This window comes from Sporacetigenium sp. TC11 (assembly GCF_058146105.1).
Window position 1 is genome coordinate 1 of the sequence record NZ_JBYVNY010000009.1, and the last position, 25,126, is coordinate 25,126.

Genomic DNA, 25,126 nt, shown 5'->3' on the forward strand with positions numbered 1-25,126 from the left:
ACCCACGCGTTACTCACCCGTCCGCCGCTAGGACCGAAGTCCTCGCTCGACTTGCATGTGTTAGGCACGCCGCCAGCGTTCATCCTGAGCCAGGATCAAACTCTCATGATAAACTTGGCATTACTTTATAAATAAATGGTGTTTAATTATCCTACTGTTTAATTTTCAAAGTTCAATGTTTTTGCCCTCTTCTTAAGGACAAGTATAACTATATCATGTGATATTATTATAGTCAACATGTTTTTGTAAAAAAGATATATATTTTGTATAAATGAACTTTATTATGTCGAATAACACACAAAAAACGCTTAGTTGTAAAAACTAAGCGTTTTTCAAATTGTAATATTCAACTTAATAAACTTGAGCAATGGACCCCTCTCTCAAGGTCGTTGGCGACATGAGGATCGAGAATTTTTATTTAATTTTTTCTTTTACCCAATCAACAGCTGTATCTAATTGTTTAGTCTCATCTTCAACTTCTATATTAGGTTTAATTCCTTTTCCATGTATATAGCTTCCATTTGGTGTAAAGTATTGAGCTATAGTCAACTTATAACCAGTTCCATCCTTTAATTCTCTTACTGTTTGAACAAGCCCTTTGCCAAAACTAGTTGTTCCAACTGCTATACCTACTTTATTGTCAACTATTGCTCCAGTTAGTATTTCTGAAGCAGAAGCAGATCCCCCATTTATAAGTACAGCAATAGGTAATCCGAGACTATCTTCATCCGACTTTAGATATTCTGTATTTCCCTTGTTATCCTTAGTATATACTATAGTTCCTTTTCCTACTAACAGATCACCTATTTTATGGCATACGTCTAATAATCCTCCTGGATTATCTCTTAAGTCTATTACTAATCCTTTTATATTTTGTTCTTTTAAACTTTTTATATTTTCTTCAAAATCTTTATCTGTAGTTTCATCAAATGATGTTATTTTTATGTATCCTATAGAATCTTCTAACACCTCAGACTTAACTGTTTGCATCTTTATCTCTTGTCTCTTTATAGTTATATCAAAATCTTTATTGTTTCTTTTTATAGTTAATATTACATCTGTTCCTGGTTTTCCTTTTATCATATGTGTTGCTTTGTCAATATCCTTAGCTGTTATATTTTTTCCATCTATTTTCATAATTTTATCTCCAGGTTTTATACCTGATTTTGCAGCTGGAGATCCTTCTATAGGAGATACTACCGTTATAAGATTGTCTTCTCCAGGACTTATAACTACACCTATACCTGTATATGTACCTGATGTTTGTTCCATAAGATCTTTGAACTCTTCTTCAGTATAATATTGAGAGTATGGATCATTTAGTCCCTCAAACATCCCTTTTATAGATCCCGTTAGTAGTTCATCTTGTTTAGGCTTTTTATAATAATCTGCTTCTATCATCTGTTTTAATCCAAGCAATTTAGAATATCTTTTATACTCTTCATAATTAGACTTAGATACAATTACCTTATTACCAACTGACATCTGGAAAGTTGATGTCGCAAGGGCAGTAATCATAACCAAAACTATTCCATAAATTAAAGCCTTTTTCTTAGATATCATCTAATGCATCTCCTTTTACATAATCTACTATTTAGTATATGTGCTTGACTCTTTTTTTATTACCTTAAATAGTTTGTAGGATTTACGTGGCTTCCATTTATACGAATTTCAAAATGAAGATGAGGCCCTGTAGATCTTCCTGTGGAACCTATCTTTGCTATAACTTGGCCTTTACTTACTCTTTGTCCACTGCTTACTGTAATTCTAGAGTTATGGGCATATAAAGAAACTTTACCGTCATCATGTAATATCATAACTGTATTTCCATATCCACTTTGAACTCCAGCAAATATAACTTTTCCATTGTCTATAGATAATACATTTGTTCCTGTTGGTGCAGGTATATCTATACCTGTATGCATTTTACGAACCTTTAATACAGGGTGCATTCTCATACCGTAAGGAGAACTTATTCTAGTATATCCTAGTACAGGCCAACCATTATTACTAACTATATAGTTATTGTTATCTACTGTACCGTTATTAACATTTGATATTTCACTTATTTTGTTTTGTATATCGTTTTCTTCGGTTTCTAACTTAGATTTTAACTCTCCTAATTCCTTTTTATCCTTTTCTAAATCTGATTTTTTGCTATTTAGAGTATTACTTAGTAGCTTTATTTCATCTTGCTTTGAACTTAGATCTTTCTTTTTTATATCTAGACTTTCGCTAGTTTTTGATAATTCTTCAAGTATGTTTTTATCATAAGTTACTATTTCTTTTATAGTCTGTAAATTAGTCAAAAATTCAGATAGATTTTCACTTCTAAACAATATTTGTATATACCCTAGCGACAAGTTTTTATTACTAGCTCTCAATCTTTGTTCTAGTATTCCTTGATTCTCTTTTATTGTTTTTTCTAACTGATCTATATCTTTATTTACTTCTTCAATTTCATTACTTATGTTTTGTAATTTCATATCACTCTCTTGTATCTCTTGTGATGCCTTATTTATTTTATCATCCAAAATTATTATATCTTCGCTTACATCTTGTTGTTTCCTTATATTTTTTTGCAATTCTATATTTAAAGAATTTGTGTTTTGTGCATATATACTACTTGTACTAATTAACATTAAACCAACTAAAACTAAGCATATCTTTTTCATAATTTCCCCCTAATCGATTGATATTAGTATTTGCGTAGCGAACTTTTTATACTCTTAGATGTTTTTTAACAGATATAACACTACCAAATGCTCCTATAACTATACCTATAGATATAAAAGTCACACTTAGTAGCCCTATAACATCTGTTGTAGTTAATAATATATTAGGTATAAAGCTATATAAAGCTTTGTTTATCTTATCATATAAATAGCTATACATTAACGACGATACACATAACGCAATTAAAGCTCCTAAAACTCCTACAATAACTCCTTCTATTATAAAAGGTGATATTACAAACCAGTCACTTGCCCCTATATACTTCATAATTCCAATTTCTTCTTTCTTACTATAGACTCTAGATTTTATAGTATTTGATAATATAACTAAACTCACTATTAATAAGCATATAATTATACCTATTCCAATTTTTTTCAGTGTTTCAGATATTACCAAAAACTTATTTATAACATCTTGATAGTAAGTTATATCTTCTATGTTATCATATTGTTTCAATTCATCTACTACACCCTTTATAAATTGTGGATCCTTTACAGTTATAATAAATGAATTTTGCAATGGATTTTCGATACCTTCTAATAAGTATTTATCTTCTCCCCAGCTTCTTTTCATAGTTTCAAAGGATTTTTCCTTAGTTTCATATCTAATATTCTTAATATTATTTATTGAACCAATCTTTTTATTTAAATCTTCTATATCTTTATTTCCCATATTGTCGTTCATGAAAACCCTAACTTCAGTAATTTGATCTTTTGTAGATAATACAAATTGATTTATATTTAAAATTATCATTAAAACCATCCCAAATATAACCAAAGAAGAGGTTATGGAACCTATTGATATTAATGCCATTGTTTTACTAGATGCTAATCCTTTAAATCCTTGTTTAATATTATAAAGAGTACTATACAATATGTTCATAAGCTCCTCCTTTAGTGTCACGTACTATTCTTCCTTTATGAAGCATTACAACTCTTGCACTAAATTCTTCTATTAGGTTTAGTGCGTGAGTGGCCATTATAACAGTTGTCCCTTTTTTATTGATGTCTATTAATAATTTCATTATTTCTCTAGAAGTTTTATAGTCTAAATTACCTGTACACTCATCAGCAATTAAGATTGATGGGTTATTAACTATTGCTCTAGCGATTCCGACCCTCTGAGCTTCTCCTCCAGAAAGCTGACTTGGATAACAATTAGATTTATCCTTTAACCCTACTAATTCCAAAACCTCAGGAACTCTTGATTTTATATTTTTTGGACTTTGTCCTATTACTCTCATTGCAAATTCTACATTTTCATATACAGTTTTATCATTTAATAATCTAAAATCCTGGAATACTATCCCCAATTTCCTTCTAAACTTATGTATATTCTTTTTATTTATAGCTTTTATATCATGTTCTAATATATTTAGCTTTCCAGATGTTATATTCTCTTCTTTTAATAAAAGTTTTAAAAGAGTAGATTTTCCTGCCCCTGAATGCCCAATCAAAAAAACAAACTCCCCTGAATTTATACTTAAATTTATATCAACTAATGATTTATTCCCATTGGGATAAACCTTATTTACATCTACAAACTTTATCATTTTACCAGCTCCAATCTAATATTAACAACGTATTATAATAGTTTTATTAATATGATATAATGTTTATGGTAACATTTTACATGATTATACCATATTCAAAAGGGGGATTGACCATATGAAAAAGGAATTCAGAAAAAAAGTGCTAGATTTAAGAAATAATCAAGACATCAATTCCGTAGATCACAATTCCAAACTTATAATTCAAAAATTACTTAATATGGATGAAGTAAAAAAAGCAAAAACAATAATGACTTACTTAGATTTTAATAATGAAGTAAAAACTGACAAATTAATCGACACTCTTATATATTTAGACAAAAAAGTCCTAATTCCTATCACAATTTTAAAAGAAAGAAAACTTATTCCTTCTGAAATAAGAAATTTAGATAGTGAATTAAAAATAGGGACCTTTGGAATTAGAGAACCAATGGAACAATTTATAAGGCCAGTAGACAATAAGGAAATAGATTTAGTTATAGTTCCTGGTGTTGCATATGATGAAAATGGGTATAGATTAGGATACGGTGGAGGTTTTTATGATAGATTTTTACAAACCCTTAGAGATGATGTTACTACAATAGGTGTAGCATTTGATCTTCAAATATTTGATAATATTCCAAAAGAACCCCATGACGCACAACTTGATTATATAATTACTCAAAGCAAAATATTGAAAATAAATAAATTATAATGTCCCTGTAAATAAAAATAATGAGCATGGATAAACCATGCTCATATTTTTATTTATCTTCCTTATCTTCTTTTTCTTTTTCCTCTTTATCAAATTTACGATATTTTTCTAATTGTTCATTTACTTTCTTATCTATTTCATCCATAGTAAATCCTGTTAATATTTCTAATCCCTCTTCTATTTTAGATACAGAGTATATGTGGAATTTACCTTCTTTTACAGCTTCTATTACTTCGTCTTTTAACATTAGGTTTTTGACATTTTGTATAGGTATCATTACCCCTTGATTTCCAGTAAGCCCTTTTAACTTACATACATCAAAGAATCCTTCTATTTTTTCATTTGCTCCACCTATAGGTTGTATTTCTCCTTTTTGACTTACAGATCCCGTAACAGCTATATGTTGTTTTATAGGTAATTGAGCAATATTTGATATAACTACATACAATTCTGTACTAGATGCACTGTCTCCATCAATACCAGAGTAATTTTGTTCAAATGTTATAGATGTAGATATAGATAAAGGTTTTTCTTTTCCATATCTTTCTCCTAAATATCCACTTAATATTAAAACTCCTTTATCATGTATACTTCCACTATGCTTAACTTCTCTTTCTACATTTATTATCCCTGTTCTTCCTTTATAGGTAGATGCAGTTATCTTAGATGGCTTACCAAAACTATATTCTCCAGTTCCCATAACAGCTAATCCATTTATTTGTCCTATTTTCTCTCCACTTATATCTATAAGAAGAGTTCCATCTTCAAACATCTCATTTAATTTTTCTTCATACTTATTGTTTCTATATACCTTTTGTTTAATAGCATTTTCTACATCTTCTTTAGTTACATAGTCTTTATTTGGATCGCTTAACGCATCTGCCTCATATAGCACATCTACTATTTTATTAAATTTAGCTGTTAATTTTTCTTTATTATCACTTATTCTTGAACTGTATTCTATTATCCTTTCAACTGCAGTCTTATCAAAGTGTTTTAGATTTTCTTCTTCGCAGTGACTAGCTATAAATTGAGCAGTTTTGTATAGATTTTCTTCATTTCTTTCAAGTTCTATATCAAAATCGGCCATAATTTTAAATAAGTTCCTAAAATCTTCATCATGTGCATATAAAATACTATAGGTATAACTATCTCCTATTAATATAACCTTTGTATCTAAATCTATGGGTTCAGGCTTTAGAGTAGAAGTTACTATATATCCATATTGTTTATTTAAGGATTCCATAGCTATTTTTTTTGTTTTTAATGATCTTTTTAGTCCTTCCCAAGCAAATGGATGTGAAAATAAATCTCTTACATTTAATATTAAGAAACCTCCGTTTGCTTTATGAAGGGCTCCAGGCTTTATTTCCATAAAGCTTGTAGTTAGGGCTCCTATCTCATTTTTATATTCTATAGATCCTGTCAAGTTATAATAAGTGGGATTTGTTTCTCTTACTACACTAGCACACTTAGTATCGCTATTATCTATAAATAAGTTTACCCCATATCTATTAAAGAATTTAGCATCGTCTTTTTGTTGCATTAACCCTAGTAAGGCCATCGGGCCTTGTTGCCCTTGTTCTTGTGGCGCTCTAAACTTAGATATATTATCTACTATGTCATCACTAAAATCTCTTATATAGCTTATTATCTTTTTAAACTTACCATACTTTTCAATTAAATAATGAGAATAAAAATCTATTATACTCTTTGCAACATTTTTGTCTAAGTTTTGAACCTTATTTTTATAATCTTCCTCAGTTGATTTTATTTGATCTAAATAATCTTTACTATCTTGATTTAATTTTATGGCTTCTTCTCTTATTGCCACAACTTGTTCAGGAGTTAATTGACCGTACTCTGATTCTTGCATAACCGTTCCATCTTGTTTAATAGGAACACTCAGCAGGCCTCTTTCCGTTATTTGATACTTAAATCCTCTAGTTTGAGCAAATTTATTTAATTCCTCTATTACAGACTCTATATTTTTTTCTAAATCTTCCATTAAGAATCTGCTATTTTGTTCATATTCCTTTGAATCAAATACCTTCGGAACTTCTTCTTTCAATTTTTCTATTATTTCTTCTATATCTTTTTTGAAATTTTTACCTTCACCAGCTTCTAGATATAACGCTATAGGCTCATTAGTATTTTTAAAGTTATTTACATATACCCAGTCCTTATTTTGCTTTTCATTTTGAGCTAATTGTTCTATTAATGAACATGTATAACTTGCTCTACCTGTTCCACTAGCCCCTGCTACAAATATATTATATCCTTTTTTCTTCATTTTAAGGCCAAAATTCATAGCTTGTACAGCTCTATCTTGACCTATTATTCCCCTTAGAGGAACCAATTCTTTAGTGCTTTTGAAATCAAAGTTTCCTAAGTTAGATACTTTCTTTAAATCTTCAATTTTAACTTTATATTTATCTATATTTAGCATTTAATTCACTCCTAGATTTGTCGTTGTTATTAAAATATTTTCTCCTAAATTAGAAAAAATAATAACAAAGTTTTAAAACAAATAAAAAATAATATAAAAAAGGCCTCCTATTTAAAACAGGAGACCTTCTTCTATTATTTTTTATTTGTATCATCTTGTAAATCAGTGTTTAGTTCTATTCTATCTGGTAAATCTTTTAGATCTGTTTCTACAACTATGTAAGGATGTGCATCATCTTTATTTTTATAAACGATATTTACTTTCATAACATCCTTTCCTTCATCTTTAGTCATTTGTATTTTTTCTATTTGTATTCCTTGATTCATATCTTTTCCTCTAGTAGCAACAACATATATTTTATCATCGGTTTTTATAGCCAAAGCTCTTTCTTCATCAGCGTATTTACCCATTACATCTAATATCTTCTCTGGTATGGCATCTCTTTGTACTATGGTATACTCTACAGCCTTTGCTTCATTAGAAAACATCTTAGGTATTAACACAAATCCACCTACTACTAAAGCTAGAGCGATTAAACCATACACTATGCCTTTAATATTCCAATTTACCTTCATCTAAATCACCCCCTAATTTATCTAATTTAAATATATGAACATTTAGAATATAATAGAATAGACAAATAAAAATTCGCGCCCTTCTTTTCGCCAACGACCTTGAAAAATAGGCCCGTTGCTCAAAAAAATCTACCTATTTTAAATAGGTAGATTTTTTATAAGTTATTAAGTTTTTTATTATTTATCTTTCTTATATAATCAGCTATATTATTTATACAAACTAAAGTTATTAATATGAACAACCCAGGGATTAAGATTATCCACCACCTATTTCCCAAAATTGCATCTTGGCCTTGAGATAACATACTTCCCCAAGACGCCAACTCTATAGGTATCCCCATACCTAAGAAACTTAATGTTGATTCCATTATTATAGCGCTTATTATGTTCATAACACTCATATATATAATAGTTGGCAAAAAATTTGGAAGTAGATGTTTTATAAATATATGTTTAAAACTAGCACCCATAATCTTTGCAGCATATATAAACTCTCTATTTTTCAACTCCATAACTTCACTTCTAACTACCTTCGCCATTGTCATCCAACTAGTTATAGCTATTACAAAAGCTATGCTCAAGTAGCTATCTGCTCCAGTTATAGACTGTATAAGTATCATTATGAGTATTGATGGTATACTTAACATTATATCTATAAACCTCATCATTATGCCGTCTATATTTTTTCCCATGTATCCACTTATACTTCCGTATGTTATGCCTATAGAAGTGGATATAAAAGAAGACAACAATCCTATTAATATAGAAACCCTTCCTCCATACCATATCCTTGAATATATATCTCTTCCCATAGAATCAGTTCCAAATAAATACTGACTATTTGGTTGTTGATATTGGCTAGTTAAGTTCATATAGGTAGGATCATTATTATTTACAAAAGGAGCAAATAAACACCCTAATAATATTATCGTTAGTATAGATATAGATATATAAGGCGTATTTTTTATTTTATTGTATATATGCTTATTATCTTTAGTACTATGAATGCTCTTATGAGATAATTCCTTATCTATTCCAACTAATTTAAATTTATTAGATACTAAATCCATTTATTCACTCATCTCCAAATTTCTCATTCTAGGGTCTATAGCTATATTTAAAATATCGGATATAAAGCTAGACAATACAACTATAATTCCTGTTATTATACATAAAGCCATAAGTAAGTTATAATCGTGAAACTTAGCACTTTCAAAGCTTAAACTGCCTAGTCCTGGATAAGAAAATATATATTCTACTATATATGCCCCAGTTAGTATATGAGGTAATGACATAGACATTAAGGTTGTATATGAAGACATTATATTTCTTATACAATATTTGAATACTATTTCTTTATTTGAAAATCCCATTGACTTAGCTAACAAAACATAATCTTCTTTAAGTTCTTCTAATAATTTATTTCTAACAAAAAATGCATAGTACCATATATGTCCTACTACCATGACAAATAAGGGCAATATAAGATGAATTACCCTATTTAATATACTCTGTTCATATCCTATGTCGTATACTCCTCCTGAAGGTAGTAGTCTTAGATTAACACTAAATATAAGTATCAATACAAGAGATATCCAAAAAGATGGTATACAGTTCATAGCAGTTCCTATTTGATATAAAACCTTATCTATAAACTTTCCTTCATTCATAGCACATAATACTCCCAAAGATAAAGCTCCTAAAAATATTATCAAAAATGAGCTACCAGTGAGTACTATAGTATTAACATATGCCCCTGCTATAACTTCACTTACAGGTCTTTTATATTTATATGATTCTCCTAAATCACCTTTCAAAGCATTTTGTACCCAAGTTTCATATTGTATTAATAAGGGCTCATTTAGCCCCAGTTCTTCTATGGCATTTTCTCTTTGTTGATGAGAAAGTCTCTCTGATATATCACCAAAGTATGCTCTTAAAGGATCTCCTGGTGCTAAATGAGATATAGTGAATACAATAAAAGATAATACAAATAATGTCATAACAAGATGTATAAATTTATTCAATACATATTTAATCATTTTATTTTACATCCCAATCCTCTATATTCCATAACATTCCTACTCCATGATGTCCTAAAACTTTATTATCATCTATTCCTTTTATATTAGATTTAGATATATATATATAATCTATATATGCTAAAAATGTAAACGGTAAGTCATTACTCATTTCTTCTTGGAATTCTTTATAATATTTAATTCTATCTTCATTATTATCAGTACTTCTAGCTTTTTCTAAAGCTTTATCAACGTTAGGGTTTATATAACCATTTAAATTCATTCCAGATTCTATTTGACTTGAATGGAACACCTTATAAGTATGATCATCTGGATCAAATGGACTTCCCCATCCTATTAAGAATGAATCTAAATTAGCCCAATCTATATCACTTTGTATATCTACCTTGGCATTAACGCCTATTTCTTTAAAGTTTTGTGATACAATAGTAGCCATATCTATTCTCACTTGGTCTCCATCAAAACAAGTTATATTAAACTCTAGTTTTTGATTTCCTTTTTGATATATACCTTCATTATTAAGCTTCCATCCAGCACCTTCTAGTATTTGTCTAGATTTTGTTGGATTATACTCATATTTTTCTACATCTTTATTATTGTATTCGCCTAGTTGTAGTGGTGAATAGGCAGACTCTCCCATTCCCATAAGTACGCCATCTATTATAGCTTTCCTATCTACAGAATAACTTAGAGCTTTTATAACTTCTTTATTTTCTTTAAATAGAGGTTTATTAAAGTTATACATTAACCCTCTGTAATCTGCTGTTTTAAATTGATATGTAGTAAATTGTTTATCATTTTCAAACATACTTACATCTTTAGGATCTATCTGAGCTATATCTATTTCTCCTGACTTTAATTGCATTGCTTTAGCTTTATCATCAGGTATTATTTTAAATACAACTTCATCTATCTTAGGAACATTTCCATAATATTCATTATTGGAATTTAATTTTATATATTGCCCATCTTTCCAATCACTAAATTTGTATATTCCTGTTCCTATAGGCTTCTTATTAAATTCATCATTTTGTATATCTTTTCCTTCTAATAAATGTTTAGGTATTATACCTGTACTTAAATAATCTAATATTGCAACGTTGTGGTTTAATAACGTAATATTTACTGTATACTTATCAACTACTTCTACATTTTTTACATCTTGGTAGTTAGAAGATATTTCAGAATTATTTTTAGGTTCTTTTATAGTATCTATTGTAAATTTAACATCTTCAGCTGTAAATTCTTTTCCGTCATGCCACTTTACATTATGTTTTAATTTAAATGTATATGTATAATTAGATTCATCATATGACCAATTCTCTGCTAAGTCAGGAATTACTTTGTTATTTTCATCGTGTTTGGTCAGACCTGAAAATATAAGTTTATGTATTTCTCCATGTTCATCTAACGCTGAATTTATTCTGCTGTAATCATTACTTCCATATGTTAAAGTATTCCTTTTAGATGCTTTTACATCGTCCACTTGCTTTGTAGAACATCCAACTAATGATCCCAAACACATTGCTATTACAATTGCTATGGAAATTATTTTTTTAATTTTCATTCCTACATCCCCCTTTAAATTTTTTATTCCCCTTGATTTCAAAACAAAAAACCATGAAGATATAACCCTATATTTATATAGGATGTATAAACCTTCATGGTTTAAATTATCAATTATATTTAATTAATTATATATTAACATACAAATAAATCATTTACAATATTTTATTGTTAATTTTTTATCTTTTGTTCGATATTGCATCTTTAGCTGCCATAGCTATATCTACTGCTGTTAGTCCATATTTCTTTAGCAATTCTTTTGGAGTTCCTGATTCACCAAATGTATCTTTTACTCCTACTTTTCTAACAACAACAGGGTGTCCTTCACATAATACTTCAGATACAGCAGATCCTAATCCACCTATTACACTGTGCTCTTCAGCAGTTACTATTGCTCCTGTTTCTTTAGCTGCTTCAATTATTAATTCTTTATCTATAGGTTTTATAGTAGACATATTTATAACTTTGGCATTTATTCCTTCACTTTTTAATATATCATGTGCTATTATAGCTTCATTAACCATTATACCACAAGCTATTATAGATACATCGCTACCTTCTCTAAGTACAGAACCTTTACCTATTTTAAATTCATAGTTTTCATCAAATAAAGTTGGAACTGCAGATCTTCCTAGTCTTACATATACAGGACCATTGAATTCTGCTACATTGAATATAACCTTTTCTGTTTCAACTCCATCAGCGGGTACTATAACTGTCATATTTGGTATAGCTCTCATTATAGCCATATCTTCAACTGATTGATGAGAAGCACCATCTTCTCCTACTGTTAATCCAGCATGTGTTGCACATACTTTAACATTTAACTTAGGGTAACACACTGAGTTTCTTATTATTTCAAAAGCTCTTCCAGTTGCAAACATAGCAAAAGTACTCGCAAAAGGTATTTTCCCAGCTGCTGCAAATCCGCAAGCTGCACCTATTAAGTTTTGTTCTGCTATACCCATATTAAAAAATCTCTCTGGATATTGTTTGTAAAAATCATTGGTCTTAGTAGACTTCGAAAGGTCTGCATCTAAAACCACTATTTTATTATTTTTTTCACCTAATTTAACTAATGCCTTACCATAAGCGTCTCTTGTAGCTACATTACTCATTATCAGCACCTCCTAATTCTTCTAAAGCTTTTCTAACATCATCATCGCTAGGAGCTGTTCCATGCCATCCAGCAGCGTGTTCCATAAATGATACACCCTTACCTTTTACAGTTTTAGCTATAACCATAGTTGGTTTTCCAACTGTTTCTTTAGCCACATCTAATACAGCAAATATTTGATCAAAATCGTGTCCATCTATTTCTACTACATTCCATCCAAATGCTTTAAATTTATCTACTATAGGGTTAATATTCATAACCTTTTCAGTTTCTCCATCTATTTGAAGACCGTTATAATCTAGGAATGCAACTAAATTATCTAATTTATAATGAGCCGCACTCATAGCCGCTTCCCACACTATACCTTCCTGAACTTCTCCATCTCCTAATAAAGCATATACTCTCCATGATGCATCATCAAGCTTAGAAGCCATAGCCATACCACAAGCTACTGAAAAACCTTGGCCTAGAGAACCTGTAGACATTTCTACTCCTGGAATTCCTTTCATATCAGGATGTCCTTGTAGCATAGAGTTTATTTTTCTAAGAGAAGTTAATTCAGATTTATCAAAATATCCTTTTTCGGCTAAAGTTGCATATAAAACTGGAGCAGCATGACCCTTAGACAGTACAAATCTATCTCTATCATCTTTTTTTGGATTTTTAGGGTCTATATTCATTTCTTCAAAATATAATGCTGTTAGTATTTCAACAGCAGAAAGAGAACCCCCTGGATGTCCAGAATTTGCGCTATGTATCATAGTTACTATATTTTCTCTTATTTTACGTGTAGCTACCTTTAGTTCTTTGTAATCTCTCATATAATTACCTCCTATATCTATGCTTTAAAAGGCTTAAACCCTTCTCCTAAAACCTCATGTACAGTATTTACTGTCATAAATGCATGTGGATCTATCATTTTTACTATTTGTTTAACTGACACTTCTTGATTTCTTCCTACTACAACAAATATTATATCTTTTTGTTGTTTAGTATATGCGCCTTTTCCTTCTAACAATGTAACTCCTCTACCTAATTCATCCATTATAGCTTTACTTATATCATCTGATTTATTAGATATTATTAAAAATCCTTTTGAGTAGCTAAATCCTTCTATTATAGCATCTGCAACTCTAACTGAAATATATAAAGCTAATGCTGAATATAGAGCAGTTTCTATATTTTTATCTACTATACCTGCCATTACAACTACCATTGAATCTACAATCATCATAAGTTTTGGAACGCTTATATTTGGAAAAAACTTATTTAATATAAGGCCTATGAGGTCTGTTCCTCCTGTAGAACCTTCAATCCTAAATACTAATCCCAAAGCTATTCCCATTATTATGCCTCCACAGATAGAGGCTAGCAAAACATCATCCGTAGTTTTTATGTTTCCTAATTTTAATGTTGCATTTAAAAAATAAGTTAGTAGTATTATTCCTAGAGCTGTCTTTATCGTCCCTTCTTTTCCTAAAAATTTATATCCTAGTAAAAATAAAGGTATGTTTATAACTACATTTATAATCCATAGAGGAGTTCCAGTTATTTTGTTTACTACTATTGCAAAACCCGTTAAACCTCCTGGAGCTATTGTATATGGCTCCAAAAACATATTAAGGGATATAGCCATTAAAAAGGTTCCCAAAAAAATCATGAATAACACATATAAATAATATAAAAGTTTATTATTCTTGTCCATATTATTACTCCTTTTGAACAACATATTAAACTTATTTTTCCCAATACTCCTTTATTATATCATTGTTTTCTGCACTTTAGTCAAAAAATGTATACAAAATATGCCATAAATATAAAAAATTCGCCTTATAACGTATATAAAGCGAATTTGTATATTAATTATATATAATTTTTTATATTAAAAATGTATGATAGTTTAAAATCTAAACAAACCTAAACTTACTTGAAGTCCATTATCTACTGCTATCATTATACCTTCGTCTAAATTACCTATTTTTTCTCTAAGTCTTTTTTTGTCTATTGTTCTTATTTGCTCTAAAAGAACTACAGAATCTTTATTAAGCCCATATTCATTAGCACTTATTTCTATATGAGTAGGCAATTTTGCTTTGTTAATTTGTGATGTTATAGCAGCTACAATGACAGTTGGACTGTACTTATTACCAATGTCATTTTGAATAATAAGTACTGGTCTAACTCCACCTTGCTCAGATCCAACTACTGGGCTTAAATCTGCATAAAATAAATCTCCACGTTTTATTTCTAAATTATTATTAGAACTCACCTTGTGCTATCTTCCCTTCACAATACTCATTGGAAGATACCTCAATTGTCATACCTAATTCAGCTAATGCTAGATTTATTTGGCCCATTTCCTTATAGCCTTTTATCATAGCGTCTTTTAAATCTGTTTTTTTCTTTTGCGTTATATAAAATTGGAAAGCTGCCTTCGCAAACTCTTCTCTATTTGTATTTTCAGTTTTAACTATTTTGTCTACTTCGGTTACTAGAGAGTCTGGTAAAGTAAACACTACTCTTTCCTTTTCTAAATTGTACACAAAATCGCCTCCCAAGATATAATGACTATCTCTATTTTATCAAATAATTAGTCTTTTGTAAAATTACATTTCCTTCCATGTATACACGTTCTATTCTTCTAGATATCATACATAACATTTCATAATTTATAGTTCCTAGCTCATTAGCTAAGTTTTCTATTCTTAGTTCATTGCCTTCCCCAAATATTATAACCTCATCGCCGACTTTTATGTCATTATTTTTATTAATTTTTATCATGCATTGGTCCATACAAATTTTTCCAACTACTGGAACCATTTCTCCATTTACTTTAACTTTTACTTTATCTGTAAGTAATCTAGTGAATCCATCTGCATATCCTATTGGAATAGTAGCAATCTTTGTTTTTTCTGAAGTTTTATACCTTAAACCGTAACTTATCCCCACATCTGATTCGACCTCTTTTATGTGAGCTACTTTTGTTTTTAAAGTCATTACAGGCTTTAAAGGAAGGATTTCTTTATTTACATCATCAGAAGGATAATGACCATATAATATTATTCCGCATCTTACCATATTGAAATTTAAATCGCAACAATCCATAGTTGCTGCACTATTTGACACATGTTTTATAGGTATGAATATATCTCTATTTTCAAGTTCTTCTACTACATAATTAAATCTGTCTACTTGTTTATAAGTGAAATCTTTATCTTTTTCATCTGCAACTGCGAAATGCGTATACATACCTTCTATACTTATGTTAGATAGTTTACTTATATTCTCTATTTCGTCTATAGATTTAACATTTGGAAGAAATCCTATTCTAGACATTCCTGTGTCTATTTTTATATGAATTTTAGATTGCTCTCCTAATTTTCTACATATCTCATTTAATTTATACGCTGCTTCATAAGAGTATATAGTTATATCTATATTATTTTTTACAGCGTTTTCTAAAGCATTTTCGTCTATATATCCAAGACACAATATAGGTATGATTATATTGTTTTGTCTTAGTTCCATTGCCTCTTCTAACCTAGCAACAGCTATATAGTCAACTCCTTCAGTTATTAAAGCTTTAGATATTTCTACAGATCCATGGCCATAAGCATTAGCTTTTACTACTCCACAAATTTTAGTATCTTCTTTAAGTAATTTTTTTATATTCCCCATATTAAATTTCAAATTATCCAAACTTATCTCCGCCCACGTAGGAGCTGTTACTCTATTTAACATTCTTTAGTCCCCCTTACTTATTGTACTTAAAGTTTTTATATGTTACTGTAAACCTAGCTTTTCCTTCATTATCATAAATTTCTAGCTTAGCAGGTTTAATACTTTCTTTATCTACATATAAAACTTGTTTATTAAAATACTCTGAGGAATTTTGTATAGTAGTCTCTAGTATTAAGTAATCCCCTTTTAATGACATATTTAATTCCTCATTTTGAAATAAATTTTTAATAAAATCACCTATAAATAAATATTGGTTATCTTTTACTTTGTTTGGTAACTCTATATAGTCATCTACATTAGGATTTTTAATCACTATTTTTTCCTTATCATACATTATAATTTTGCCTTTTAAATCATCTGGTGATATTATTTTTATTTTAAAATTATCGGGTTTAGTATAATTATGTTGCATTACATATTCTTTTGGATTCTTATTTCCTACTACATTTATTTCTGCTATACATGAGTAAGATTTCATCTTTGATATTTGGTTTGTAAAGTCTTTATAGACTTCTTCTTTTGTGGACTCAGCTTTATTACAACCTACACTCCAAAAGCTTATAAGTAATATTAAGCTTATAAAGATAGTCCACTTGCCTTTCACAAAATCCCCCCCTATCTTATATTATTCACTATACATAGATTTTATTATGTCATATCTACAAATTATGCCTTTTAACTTGTTATCACAATCTACAACAGGGACTCTATTTATAGATCTTTTTATCATAAGATTTGCTACATCTTCAAAGCTATCTTCTTCATTTACTTTTGTAACATCTGTTGACATAAGGTCTTCTACTTTATATGATGCTATGTCTAATATCTCTCTTTCTACTTTCTTTAAATCTGGAAAATAAATTACTCCCTGTAGTAATGTTATGATAGTAGGTGTATCTATATTACCTTCTTTTTTAATTATATCAGTTTCAGATATTATGCCTATAACCTTATCATCTTCATCAACTACAGGCACTCCACCTATTCTTTTTTCAAGAAGTATTTTTGCTATGTCTTTTATTAGGCTATCTTTTTTTGCAACTATTACATCACTTGTCATTATATCCTTTGCTTTTTTACCCATAATAGTTATCTCTCCTTTGTAATTGCTACTGCATTTGCAACAGCATAGTTTTTAGAATGCGATATAGATATCATTATTTCTTTTATTTTTAATTCTTCACATATATTAATTAAATTATTTTGAATGTTTACAAATGGTTTTCCTTGATTATCTCTTAAAATTTCTATATCCTTGAAATTATAATTTCTTATTCCAGTTCCTATAGCCTTGCTTACAGCTTCTTTTCCAGCAAAATTTCCTGATATTGTATTGTTATTTAAGTTTTTCGATTCAAAGTATTCAATTTCCTTTTTAGTAAACACCCTATTTAAAAATTTTTTATTTTTATCTATAGCTTCTTTTATTCTATGTATTTCTACTATATCAATACCAATACCGTATATATTCATATGCTCCTCCAAAATTTATTATATGTAAGTATTATATATTTATATGACCTTTCTTTATACAGATATTGAAAAATTCGCCCGTTATTCAAAAAAAGACTAGAGAAAACTCTAGTCTTATTTTTGAGAAATATTTATTCTGTTTACAGCCATTTTTAGCTTAAGTTCTAATTCTTCTATTTTTTGTTTGTCTGTAGTGTTTTTTAATTCATTCTCTACTTTTTCTTTTGACTTTTTTGCTCTATCTATATCTATATCTTCTGCCCATTCTGCAGCTTCTGTTAGTATAGTAGTTTTTTCTTTGTCTACTTGAATAAATCCACCAGCTATAGCAGCTTCTGTAAATTTGCCTTCAAGTTTTAATCTTAACTTTCCAACAGCTAATCCGGCTACATAAGGTGTATGATTTCTTAGTATACCTATGTCTCCTTCTGTAGTTGTAACTACAACCATTTCTGCAGTTCCTTTATAAAATACCTTATCAGGAGTAACTATTTCAAGTCCAAATGGATTTGCCATCGTTATCTACTCTCCCTTTTAGCATTCTCTACCGCTTCATCTATAGTTCCAACAAAAAGGAATGCAGATTCTGGTAAATCATCATGTTTTCCTTCAAGTATTTCTCTAAATCCTCTTACAGTTTCTTTTATAGATACATATTTACCTGGGAATCCTGTAAACTGTTCTGCAACACTAAATGGTTGTGACAAGAATCTTTGTATCTTTCTTGCACGAGAAACAGTTTGCTTATCTTCATCTGATAATTCATCCATCCCTAGTATCGCTATAATATCTTGAAGTTCTTTGTATCTTTGAAGTATAGATTGAACTCCACGAGCTACTTCATAATGTTCTTTACCAACTACACTTGGATCTAATATTCTTGAAGTTGACTCTAATGGATCAACAGCAGGATATATACCTAACGATGCTATTTGTCTTGATAAAACTGTTTTAGCATCTAAGTGAGCAAATGTAGTAGCTGGAGCCGGGTCTGTTAAGTCATCCGCTGGAACATATACTGCTTGAACAGATGTTATAGATCCTTTTTTAGTTGAAGTTATTCTTTCTTGTAGCATACCCATTTCCGTTGCTAGTGTTGGTTGGTAACCAACTGCTGATGGTATACGTCCAAGAAGAGCCGAAACCTCTGAACCAGCTTGAGTGAAACGGAATATATTATCTATGAATAATAAAACGTCTTGCCCTTGTTCGTCTCTGAAGTGCTCAGCCATAGTAAGACCTGTTAATGCAACCCTCATTCTTGCTCCAGGGGGCTCATTCATTTGTCCAAATACTAGAGCTGTTTTGTCTATAACTCCAGAATCTATCATTTCATGATAAAGGTCATTACCTTCTCTTGTTCTTTCTCCAACTCCGGCAAATACTGATATACCACCGTGTTGTTTAGCTATATTGTTTATAAGTTCTTGTATAAGAACTGTTTTTCCAACTCCGGCACCGCCGAATAGACCTATCTTACCACCCTTTAAGTAAGGTGCTAATAAATCAACTACCTTTATACCTGTTTCAAACATTTCTGCAGTAGGTTGTATATCTTCGTAAGCTGGAGCTGGTCTATGTATAGACATTTTATGAGCGTTTTTTGGTGCTTCCTTAGCATCTACAGGTTCACCTAATACGTTGAATATCCTTCCCAACGTTTCATCTCCTACTGGAACACTTATAGGTTGTCCTGTATCTACTGCATCTGTACCTCTAACTAAACCGTCAGTAGAACTCATCGCTATACATCTAACTGTATCGTCTCCTATATGTTGTGCAACCTCTGCTACTATTTGTCTGTCCCCTTGCTTTATCACTATAGCATTTAGTAGATTAGGTAAGTTTTCTCCACTATCAAACTTAACGTCCAATACCGCACCTATAACCTGAGCTACTTTGCCTACGTTTGCCATTGTCTTACCTCCTTATTTTAGAGCTTCAGATCCCCCAACTATTTCCGATATTTCTTGAGTTATAGCAGATTGTCTTGCTCTATTGTAACTTAATTCTAATTTATCTATCATATCATCAGCATTATCAGTTGCCGATTCCATAGAAATTCTTCTCGCACCTTGTTCAGAAGCAAAGGCTTCTAATATCGATCCGTATATACTTCCTGCTACATATTTAGGTATTATATAATTTAAAACATCTTCAGGAGAAGGCTCGTACTCAACTACCCCTGGAGCTTTTGCTTCATATTGTTCATTAGCATCAAATGTAATAGGAAGAAGCTTTAACATTTTAACCTCTTGTACTAAAGGTGATACAAATTCAGTATAATATACATAAACTTCATCTACATCTCCATTTTTATAAGCATTCATAGCTACATTGGCTATCTTGCTAGCTTCACCGTATCCACTATACTCAACACTATTAACAGTTTCTAATATATCGTATTCCCTTTTTTTAAAGAATTCTAACGATTTTTTACCTACAGCTATAATTTTTTCTTTCTTGCCTTCCATATGGGCAACTGAGGCTTTTAATATGTTTGAATTATATCCTCCAGCTAATCCTCTATCTCCAGCTATAACTATATAACACTTATTTTTAACATCTCTTTTATCTAAAAATTCATTTTTTATTCCACTAGTATTTTTAGATATACTTATAACAGTATTATAAAGAGTAGAAAAATACGGTCTTGAATTTCCAGCTCTTTCTTTTGCCTTTCTAAGCTTAGAAGAAGCTACAAGTTCCATGGCCTTAGTTATTTGCTTTGTACTTTCTACACTTTTCATACGTCTTTTAATATCTTTAATTCCTGCTCCTGCCACTTATTCCACCTCCTTATAAAGAGGATTACTCTTCAATTACGAATTTCTTTTTAAATTCATCTATAGCTACATTTAATTCATCTATAAAGTCAGAGCCGTCCATTATTTTTACAGCTATTTGTGGATAGTTATTATCTATAAATTCATATAGTTCTTCTTCAAATCTACCTACGTTACTTACTGGTATATCTGATAAGTAGTTATTAGAAACTGCATGTATTATTATAACTTGCTTATCAACAGACATAGGTTTATGCTCTGGTTGTTTTAGTACCTCAACAACCCTTTCCCCTTGAGAAAGTCTTCTCTTAGTGTCTGCATCAAGGTCTGAACCAAATTGAGCAAATGCTGCAAGTTCTTTATATTGAGAGTATATAAGTTTTAATGATCCTGCAACTTTTTTCATAGATTTTATCTGTGCAGCACCACCAACCCTCGATACTGATATACCTGGGTTAACAGCTGGTCTTACTCCTGCATAGAATAACTCTGATTCGAGGAATATTTGACCATCAGTTATAGATATAACGTTAGTTGGTATATAAGCAGAAACGTCTCCTGCTTGTGTTTCTATTATAGGTAATGAAGTTATTGATCCTCCACCTAATTCATCAGATAATTTAGCTGATCTCTCAAGTAATCTTGAGTGTAAGTAGAATACATCCCCTGGATATGCTTCACGTCCTGGTGGTCTTCTTAAAAGTAATGACATTTGACGATATGCTACTGCATGTTTTGTTAAGTCATCATACACTACAAGTACGTGTTTACCATTATGCATAAATTCTTCAGCTATTGAAGTACCTGCATATGGAGCTATGTATTGTAGAGGAGCTGATTCAGAAGCTGAAGCTGATACTACTATTGTATAGTCCATAGCTCCTGCTTTTTCAAGTGTATTAACTAATTGAGCTACAGTAGAACGTTTTTGACCTATAGCTACGTATACACATATAACATCTTTTCCTTTTTGGTTAATTATAGTATCTATAACTATTGAAGTTTTACCAGTTTGTCTATCACCTATTATAAGCTCTCTTTGACCTCTACCAATAGGTGTCATAGAGTCTATAGATTTTATACCAGTTTGAAGTGGTTCATGAACTGATTTTCTATCTATTATACCAGGTGCATTTGATTCCATGGGTCTATATTTATCAGTTGATATAGGTCCTTTTCCATCTATAGGTTGTCCCAATGAGTTTACAACCCTTCCTATTAACGCATCTCCAACAGGAACTTGAACTATATTTCCTGTTCTCTTAACTATATCTCCCTCTTTTATACCTTCATCATCACCTAGTATAACTGTACCAACCATATCTTCTTCAAGGTTTAGTGCCATACCATATACTTCTCCAGGGAATTCTAGAAGTTCACCAGCCATACACTTTTCTAACCCATATACGCTAGCTATACCATCTCCAACTTTTAAAACGCTTCCTGTATCAGTTAATTGTATTTTATTTTGATAATTTTTTATTTGATCTTTTATTATAGAACTTATTTCTTCAGGTCTTAAATTCATGGGTTCACCGCCCTCCTAAGCTATTACTTGTGATAGTTCTTCTTTTAGTTTTTCTAAACGTCCTTTTACGGTTCCATCTATTTCTTCGTTACCTAATCTTATAAGAACTCCACCTATTACATTTTCATTTACTTCATTTTTAAGTATAACTGTCTTTTTAGTCATATCAGAAATTCTATCCTGAAGTTGTTTCAACATTTCTTCTTTCATAGGTATAGCTGTTATAGCAACAGCTTCTACTACGTTATTTTTCTTATTTACAAGTGCTTTGAAACCTTCGTATATCTTATCTACTATAGATATTCTATCTTTATCCACTAATATACTTAAGAAGTTTAATATCTCTATATCAACATTATCAGTAAATACATTTCCTAATAATGTTTTCTTTTCATGCTTTTGTATTAAGGGTGACTTTAACGCTTCATAGAAGTCTTTATTGTCTATTAATATTTCTACTATAGCCTTTAGTTCTTCATTGAAGATATGTAATTTGCCACTTTCTTCTCCAACTTCAAATAAGGCTTGAGCATATCTATTGGCAACTACACCTATCATTTAGTTTCGCCTACCTCTTTAATAAAGTTGTTTATTAACTTCTCATGCTTAGCTTCGTCTAAATCCTGTTCTATTACTTTAGATGCTGCCATTAACGCTATAGAAGATATATCCTCCTTAAGCTCATTCATAACCTTTTGTCTCTCTTTTTGTATCTCACTATTTGCTCTTTCTACTAACCTAGAAGCCTCTGTTTTCGCACCAGATATTATCTCTTCTGATTTTTCCTCAGCTCTTACAGTAGCTTGTTTTATTATATCGTGGCTTTCTTGCTTAGCTTCCTCTAACTTAGATTCATATTGCTTTTTGTATTCTTCGCCTTCTCTTTTAGTATTTTCTCCTAGTGCCAAGTTATTTTCAACCTCTGCTGCTCTTTTGTTCATAAATTCAGTAACTGGTTTAAATAATAACTTCTTTAGAACTAAATATACTAAAAATGTATTTATAAGCTGAAATATAAGCTCGTAACTTAGATTTATAAGTGGTTTAACTTCCATATTTGTCCTCCTTTCTGCCAATCACATATTTATAATTAGGAGATGGAATGATTCCATCTCCCAATTATAATTTCAAGTTAATTATTATTAAAGTTTCCCTATAAATGGATTAGCAAATATAAGAATTATCGCTATAACAAGTCCATATATTGCTGAAGATTCCGCGATAGCATCCCCTAGTAAAAGTGTTCTTGTTATATCACCTTGTGCTTCTGGGTTTCTACTAACCGCTTCTGAAGCTTTACCTGCAGCGTATCCTTGACCTATACCTGCTCCTATACCTGTCATAACTGCTAAACCTGCTCCTATAGCTGATCCAGCTAAAAGTATTGCCATTTCCATAATAATTTCCTCCTCTAGAATTTATAATTTTTTTGATTTTTGTTTATATTTATATTATAGATGTGTTTGGACTAATTTCTTCTGATTTTTCTTCTTCAGGTAATTCCATTGCACTACTTACAAATACCATAGTAAGCATTATAAATATGAATGATTGTAATATCCCTGAAAATATATCAAAGTATAAATGAAGTGGTACTGGTATTACTAATTGTAAAATTGGAATTTCTATTTTAAATAAAGCGTTACTTAGAAATCCTAAGAAACTATAAAGCAGAGCCATTATAACGGTACCACCTGTTATGTTTCCGAATGGACGGAAACTTAGTGAAACTGGCTTAGCTAGCTCCCCTATAATATTTAATGGTAACAGAAAAGGTACTGGTTCTAATAATTCCTTAAAGTGAGCTAAACCTTTAGTTCTAACTCCATTCACGTAGATCATAAAGAATGTTATAAGAGCCCAAGCTACTGTTGTGTTTAAATCTGTTGTAGGCGATCTAAGCCCAATTAGCCCAGCTAAGTTAGAACATGCAAAGAATAAAAATAAACTTCCTATGTACGGAACTATGTTTGGCATGAATTTTACTACATTGTGGCCCATAGTCTCCGGTACAAAACTATTAAAAGTTCCTACCAAAGCCTCAACTATAATTTGGTGACCTTTTGGAACTTTCTGAAGATTTCTAGTTGCAAAATAAGAAACTACTGCAAGGAATGCTATTATAATCCAACTTACAACTACTGTTTCGCTTATACCAATAGATCCTATTTGCAATATAATCCTAGGTCCATTCATGACTATTCCTCCTTTCTATTTAATTTTTTACTTACTGGAAGTAGATTTGTAGCTAATATTACCATAACTGTGGCACTAAGGCCTATTGTAGTTCCAATAACATTTATGTAAGGAGCCTTAACAGATACATATATTACTAAAGCTGTAAGTATAAATCTTACAAGATATCTGCTAGCAGCATATAATTGCGCTTTACTAGGTTCACGTCTAACTGCATGGTGGAGGCTAATAGCCAATAATCTAAAATTTAATACGGAAAATATACTTCCAAATAAAAGACCTATCAACATCGGTTTATTAAAATGAGATGTAGCTAAAAGAATTATTATAACAAATAAATCAAATATTAAAACTCCCTTAGTTACCCTCGTGACTTCATTACGTACCTTTTCATCCAAAACATCACTTCCTTTTTGTCCTTGTATACATAATTACAGTTTTATAAACACCAGAAAAGGCCCCACCTATACCTAGTATTAACAGTATTAACAAAAATATAGGAGTTGTGTTTAACTTATCATCTATATATTTTCCTAATAGTGTACACCCTAGAATTGGTATAACCATCATAAGTCCTAATTGCGTTACTAAACTTAAGAGACTTACAACATCAAAAATTTCCTTTTTCTTGCTCATAAAAAACTTAACTCCTATCAAATTGATAAATTGTCTTT

The 25,126-nt window shown here is 30.4% G+C and carries 29 protein-coding genes and 1 rRNA gene; 1 reads left to right on the forward strand and 29 read right to left on the reverse strand.

What is annotated here, in order from left to right:
• The 5 genes from ACUSRV_RS12485 to ftsE form a co-directional block, all read right to left on the reverse strand.
• Nucleotides 1-111, reverse strand: a 16S ribosomal RNA gene (locus ACUSRV_RS12485); the annotation flags it as partial.
• A gap of 303 nt (nt 112-414) precedes the next feature.
• Nucleotides 415-1,563 (reverse strand): S41 family peptidase, encoded by a 1,149-nt coding sequence (locus ACUSRV_RS12490; protein WP_490142299.1) that lies wholly within the window; start codon nt 1,561-1,563, stop codon nt 415-417.
• Nucleotides 1,564-1,622: 59 nt separating this feature from the next.
• A complete protein-coding gene (locus tag ACUSRV_RS12495) occupies nt 1,623-2,675 on the reverse strand; it encodes a murein hydrolase activator EnvC family protein (RefSeq protein ID WP_490142300.1) in 1,053 nt (350 codons plus the stop codon).
• Nucleotides 2,676-2,721: 46 nt separating this feature from the next.
• Nucleotides 2,722-3,618 (reverse strand): permease-like cell division protein FtsX, encoded by an 897-nt coding sequence (gene ftsX / locus ACUSRV_RS12500; RefSeq protein WP_490142301.1) that lies wholly within the window; start codon nt 3,616-3,618, stop codon nt 2,722-2,724.
• Complete coding sequence (gene ftsE / locus ACUSRV_RS12505) at nt 3,602-4,288, reverse strand: cell division ATP-binding protein FtsE (RefSeq protein ID WP_490142302.1); 687 nt, start codon at nt 4,286-4,288, stop codon at nt 3,602-3,604. Before ftsE ends, ftsX begins: the two co-directional genes overlap by 17 nt.
• A 115-nt stretch (nt 4,289-4,403) precedes the next feature.
• On the opposite strand from ftsE, the gene ACUSRV_RS12510 reads away from it, so the two are divergent.
• Nucleotides 4,404-4,979, forward strand: a complete 576-nt coding sequence (locus ACUSRV_RS12510) for a 5-formyltetrahydrofolate cyclo-ligase (protein WP_490142303.1) — start codon at nt 4,404-4,406, stop codon at nt 4,977-4,979.
• Between the two features lie 49 nt (nt 4,980-5,028).
• On the opposite strand, the gene ACUSRV_RS12515 is transcribed toward ACUSRV_RS12510, so the two are convergent.
• The 24 genes from ACUSRV_RS12515 to ACUSRV_RS12630 form a co-directional block, all read right to left on the reverse strand.
• Entirely contained in the window at nt 5,029-7,428 is a 2,400-nt protein-coding gene (locus ACUSRV_RS12515) for a Lon protease family protein (protein ID WP_490142304.1), read from the reverse strand.
• 134 nt (nt 7,429-7,562) lie between these two features.
• Entirely contained in the window at nt 7,563-8,003 is a 441-nt protein-coding gene (locus ACUSRV_RS12520) for a hypothetical protein (RefSeq protein WP_490142305.1), read from the reverse strand.
• A 155-nt stretch (nt 8,004-8,158) separates the two neighbouring features.
• Complete coding sequence (locus tag ACUSRV_RS12525) at nt 8,159-9,073, reverse strand: ABC transporter permease (protein ID WP_490142306.1); 915 nt, start codon at nt 9,071-9,073, stop codon at nt 8,159-8,161.
• Complete coding sequence (locus ACUSRV_RS12530) at nt 9,074-10,045, reverse strand: ABC transporter permease (protein WP_490142307.1); 972 nt, start codon at nt 10,043-10,045, stop codon at nt 9,074-9,076.
• A gap of 1 nt (nt 10,046) precedes the next feature.
• A complete protein-coding gene (locus tag ACUSRV_RS12535) occupies nt 10,047-11,612 on the reverse strand; it encodes an ABC transporter substrate-binding protein (protein WP_490142308.1) in 1,566 nt (521 codons plus the stop codon).
• A 178-nt stretch (nt 11,613-11,790) separates the two neighbouring features.
• A complete protein-coding gene (locus tag ACUSRV_RS12540; RefSeq protein WP_490142309.1) occupies nt 11,791-12,729 on the reverse strand; it encodes a transketolase family protein in 939 nt (312 codons plus the stop codon).
• Nucleotides 12,722-13,549: a transketolase gene (locus ACUSRV_RS12545; protein WP_490142310.1), complete on the reverse strand. Its 828-nt coding sequence runs from the start codon at nt 13,547-13,549 to the stop codon at nt 12,722-12,724. The genes ACUSRV_RS12540 and ACUSRV_RS12545 overlap by 8 nt, the downstream gene beginning before the upstream one ends.
• 17 nt (nt 13,550-13,566) lie before the next feature.
• Nucleotides 13,567-14,433, reverse strand: coding sequence for a YitT family protein (locus ACUSRV_RS12550; RefSeq protein ID WP_490142311.1), 867 nt, complete (start codon nt 14,431-14,433; stop codon nt 13,567-13,569).
• A 195-nt stretch (nt 14,434-14,628) separates the two neighbouring features.
• On the reverse strand, nt 14,629-14,997 hold the full coding sequence (locus ACUSRV_RS12555; RefSeq protein ID WP_490142312.1) for a type II toxin-antitoxin system PemK/MazF family toxin: 369 nt from the start codon (nt 14,995-14,997) through the stop codon (nt 14,629-14,631).
• Nucleotides 14,987-15,271 carry an antitoxin gene (locus ACUSRV_RS12560; protein WP_490142313.1) on the reverse strand — a complete coding sequence of 95 codons (285 nt, stop codon included), beginning with the start codon at nt 15,269-15,271 and terminating at the stop codon, nt 14,987-14,989. The genes ACUSRV_RS12555 and ACUSRV_RS12560 overlap by 11 nt, the downstream gene beginning before the upstream one ends.
• Nucleotides 15,272-15,302: 31 nt before the next feature.
• Complete coding sequence (gene alr / locus ACUSRV_RS12565) at nt 15,303-16,469, reverse strand: alanine racemase (protein ID WP_490142314.1); 1,167 nt, start codon at nt 16,467-16,469, stop codon at nt 15,303-15,305.
• A gap of 13 nt (nt 16,470-16,482) precedes the next feature.
• Nucleotides 16,483-17,073 carry a germination lipoprotein GerS gene (gene gerS / locus ACUSRV_RS12570; protein ID WP_490142315.1) on the reverse strand — a complete coding sequence of 197 codons (591 nt, stop codon included), beginning with the start codon at nt 17,071-17,073 and terminating at the stop codon, nt 16,483-16,485.
• A 21-nt stretch (nt 17,074-17,094) separates the two neighbouring features.
• A complete protein-coding gene (locus ACUSRV_RS12575) occupies nt 17,095-17,553 on the reverse strand; it encodes a CBS domain-containing protein (protein ID WP_490142316.1) in 459 nt (152 codons plus the stop codon).
• A gap of 5 nt (nt 17,554-17,558) precedes the next feature.
• Nucleotides 17,559-17,942, reverse strand: coding sequence for a holo-ACP synthase (acpS, locus tag ACUSRV_RS12580; RefSeq protein WP_490142317.1), 384 nt, complete (start codon nt 17,940-17,942; stop codon nt 17,559-17,561).
• 114 nt (nt 17,943-18,056) lie between these two features.
• Nucleotides 18,057-18,458 (reverse strand): ATP synthase F1 subunit epsilon, encoded by a 402-nt coding sequence (atpC, locus tag ACUSRV_RS12585; protein ID WP_490142318.1) that lies wholly within the window; start codon nt 18,456-18,458, stop codon nt 18,057-18,059.
• Nucleotides 18,459-18,460: 2 nt separating this feature from the next.
• Complete coding sequence (atpD, locus tag ACUSRV_RS12590) at nt 18,461-19,858, reverse strand: F0F1 ATP synthase subunit beta (RefSeq protein WP_490142319.1); 1,398 nt, start codon at nt 19,856-19,858, stop codon at nt 18,461-18,463.
• Nucleotides 19,859-19,870: 12 nt separating this feature from the next.
• Nucleotides 19,871-20,728, reverse strand: a complete 858-nt coding sequence (gene atpG / locus ACUSRV_RS12595; RefSeq protein WP_490142320.1) for an ATP synthase F1 subunit gamma — start codon at nt 20,726-20,728, stop codon at nt 19,871-19,873.
• A gap of 25 nt (nt 20,729-20,753) precedes the next feature.
• Nucleotides 20,754-22,256 (reverse strand): F0F1 ATP synthase subunit alpha, encoded by a 1,503-nt coding sequence (atpA, locus tag ACUSRV_RS12600; protein ID WP_490142321.1) that lies wholly within the window; start codon nt 22,254-22,256, stop codon nt 20,754-20,756.
• Between the two features lie 15 nt (nt 22,257-22,271).
• Nucleotides 22,272-22,814: a F0F1 ATP synthase subunit delta gene (locus tag ACUSRV_RS12605; RefSeq protein WP_490142322.1), complete on the reverse strand. Its 543-nt coding sequence runs from the start codon at nt 22,812-22,814 to the stop codon at nt 22,272-22,274.
• Nucleotides 22,811-23,311: a F0F1 ATP synthase subunit B gene (atpF, locus tag ACUSRV_RS12610; RefSeq protein ID WP_490142323.1), complete on the reverse strand. Its 501-nt coding sequence runs from the start codon at nt 23,309-23,311 to the stop codon at nt 22,811-22,813. Before atpF ends, ACUSRV_RS12605 begins: the two co-directional genes overlap by 4 nt.
• A gap of 87 nt (nt 23,312-23,398) precedes the next feature.
• The gene (gene atpE, locus ACUSRV_RS12615; RefSeq protein ID WP_490142324.1) at nt 23,399-23,653 is read right to left on the reverse strand and encodes an ATP synthase F0 subunit C; all 255 of its coding nucleotides are present in this window, start codon (nt 23,651-23,653) and stop codon (nt 23,399-23,401) included.
• Between the two features lie 49 nt (nt 23,654-23,702).
• On the reverse strand, nt 23,703-24,452 hold the full coding sequence (gene atpB / locus ACUSRV_RS12620; RefSeq protein ID WP_490142325.1) for a F0F1 ATP synthase subunit A: 750 nt from the start codon (nt 24,450-24,452) through the stop codon (nt 23,703-23,705).
• Nucleotides 24,453-24,454: 2 nt separating this feature from the next.
• A complete protein-coding gene (locus ACUSRV_RS12625) occupies nt 24,455-24,850 on the reverse strand; it encodes an ATP synthase subunit I (RefSeq protein ID WP_490142326.1) in 396 nt (131 codons plus the stop codon).
• 4 nt (nt 24,851-24,854) lie between these two features.
• Nucleotides 24,855-25,088: an AtpZ/AtpI family protein gene (locus ACUSRV_RS12630; RefSeq protein WP_490142327.1), complete on the reverse strand. Its 234-nt coding sequence runs from the start codon at nt 25,086-25,088 to the stop codon at nt 24,855-24,857.
• Nucleotides 25,089-25,126: the final 38 nt, after the last annotated feature.

Excerpts from the sequence above, each read along its gene's own strand:
- ACUSRV_RS12490 (WP_490142299.1), bottom strand. The coding sequence starts at position 1,563 with ATGATATCTAAGAAAAAGGCTTTAATTTATGGAATAGTTTTGGTTATG.
- ACUSRV_RS12495 (WP_490142300.1), bottom strand. The coding sequence starts at position 2,675 with ATGAAAAAGATATGCTTAGTTTTAGTTGGTTTAATGTTAATTAGTACA.
- ftsX (WP_490142301.1), bottom strand. The coding sequence starts at position 3,618 with ATGAACATATTGTATAGTACTCTTTATAATATTAAACAAGGATTTAAA.
- ftsE (WP_490142302.1), bottom strand. The coding sequence starts at position 4,288 with ATGATAAAGTTTGTAGATGTAAATAAGGTTTATCCCAATGGGAATAAA.
- ACUSRV_RS12510 (WP_490142303.1), top strand. The coding sequence starts at position 4,404 with ATGAAAAAGGAATTCAGAAAAAAAGTGCTAGATTTAAGAAATAATCAA.
- ACUSRV_RS12515 (WP_490142304.1), bottom strand. The coding sequence starts at position 7,428 with ATGCTAAATATAGATAAATATAAAGTTAAAATTGAAGATTTAAAGAAA.
- ACUSRV_RS12520 (WP_490142305.1), bottom strand. The coding sequence starts at position 8,003 with ATGAAGGTAAATTGGAATATTAAAGGCATAGTGTATGGTTTAATCGCT.
- ACUSRV_RS12525 (WP_490142306.1), bottom strand. The coding sequence starts at position 9,073 with ATGGATTTAGTATCTAATAAATTTAAATTAGTTGGAATAGATAAGGAA.
- ACUSRV_RS12530 (WP_490142307.1), bottom strand. The coding sequence starts at position 10,045 with ATGATTAAATATGTATTGAATAAATTTATACATCTTGTTATGACATTA.
- ACUSRV_RS12535 (WP_490142308.1), bottom strand. The coding sequence starts at position 11,612 with ATGAAAATTAAAAAAATAATTTCCATAGCAATTGTAATAGCAATGTGT.
- ACUSRV_RS12540 (WP_490142309.1), bottom strand. The coding sequence starts at position 12,729 with ATGAGTAATGTAGCTACAAGAGACGCTTATGGTAAGGCATTAGTTAAA.
- ACUSRV_RS12545 (WP_490142310.1), bottom strand. The coding sequence starts at position 13,549 with ATGAGAGATTACAAAGAACTAAAGGTAGCTACACGTAAAATAAGAGAA.
- ACUSRV_RS12550 (WP_490142311.1), bottom strand. The coding sequence starts at position 14,433 with ATGGACAAGAATAATAAACTTTTATATTATTTATATGTGTTATTCATG.
- alr (WP_490142314.1), bottom strand. The coding sequence starts at position 16,469 with ATGTTAAATAGAGTAACAGCTCCTACGTGGGCGGAGATAAGTTTGGAT.
- ACUSRV_RS12575 (WP_490142316.1), bottom strand. The coding sequence starts at position 17,553 with ATGGGTAAAAAAGCAAAGGATATAATGACAAGTGATGTAATAGTTGCA.
- acpS (WP_490142317.1), bottom strand. The coding sequence starts at position 17,942 with ATGAATATATACGGTATTGGTATTGATATAGTAGAAATACATAGAATA.
- atpC (WP_490142318.1), bottom strand. The coding sequence starts at position 18,458 with ATGGCAAATCCATTTGGACTTGAAATAGTTACTCCTGATAAGGTATTT.
- atpD (WP_490142319.1), bottom strand. The coding sequence starts at position 19,858 with ATGGCAAACGTAGGCAAAGTAGCTCAGGTTATAGGTGCGGTATTGGAC.
- atpA (WP_490142321.1), bottom strand. The coding sequence starts at position 22,256 with ATGAATTTAAGACCTGAAGAAATAAGTTCTATAATAAAAGATCAAATA.
- ACUSRV_RS12605 (WP_490142322.1), bottom strand. The coding sequence starts at position 22,814 with ATGATAGGTGTAGTTGCCAATAGATATGCTCAAGCCTTATTTGAAGTT.
- atpF (WP_490142323.1), bottom strand. The coding sequence starts at position 23,311 with ATGGAAGTTAAACCACTTATAAATCTAAGTTACGAGCTTATATTTCAG.
- atpE (WP_490142324.1), bottom strand. The coding sequence starts at position 23,653 with ATGGAAATGGCAATACTTTTAGCTGGATCAGCTATAGGAGCAGGTTTA.
- atpB (WP_490142325.1), bottom strand. The coding sequence starts at position 24,452 with ATGAATGGACCTAGGATTATATTGCAAATAGGATCTATTGGTATAAGC.
- ACUSRV_RS12630 (WP_490142327.1), bottom strand. The coding sequence starts at position 25,088 with ATGAGCAAGAAAAAGGAAATTTTTGATGTTGTAAGTCTCTTAAGTTTA.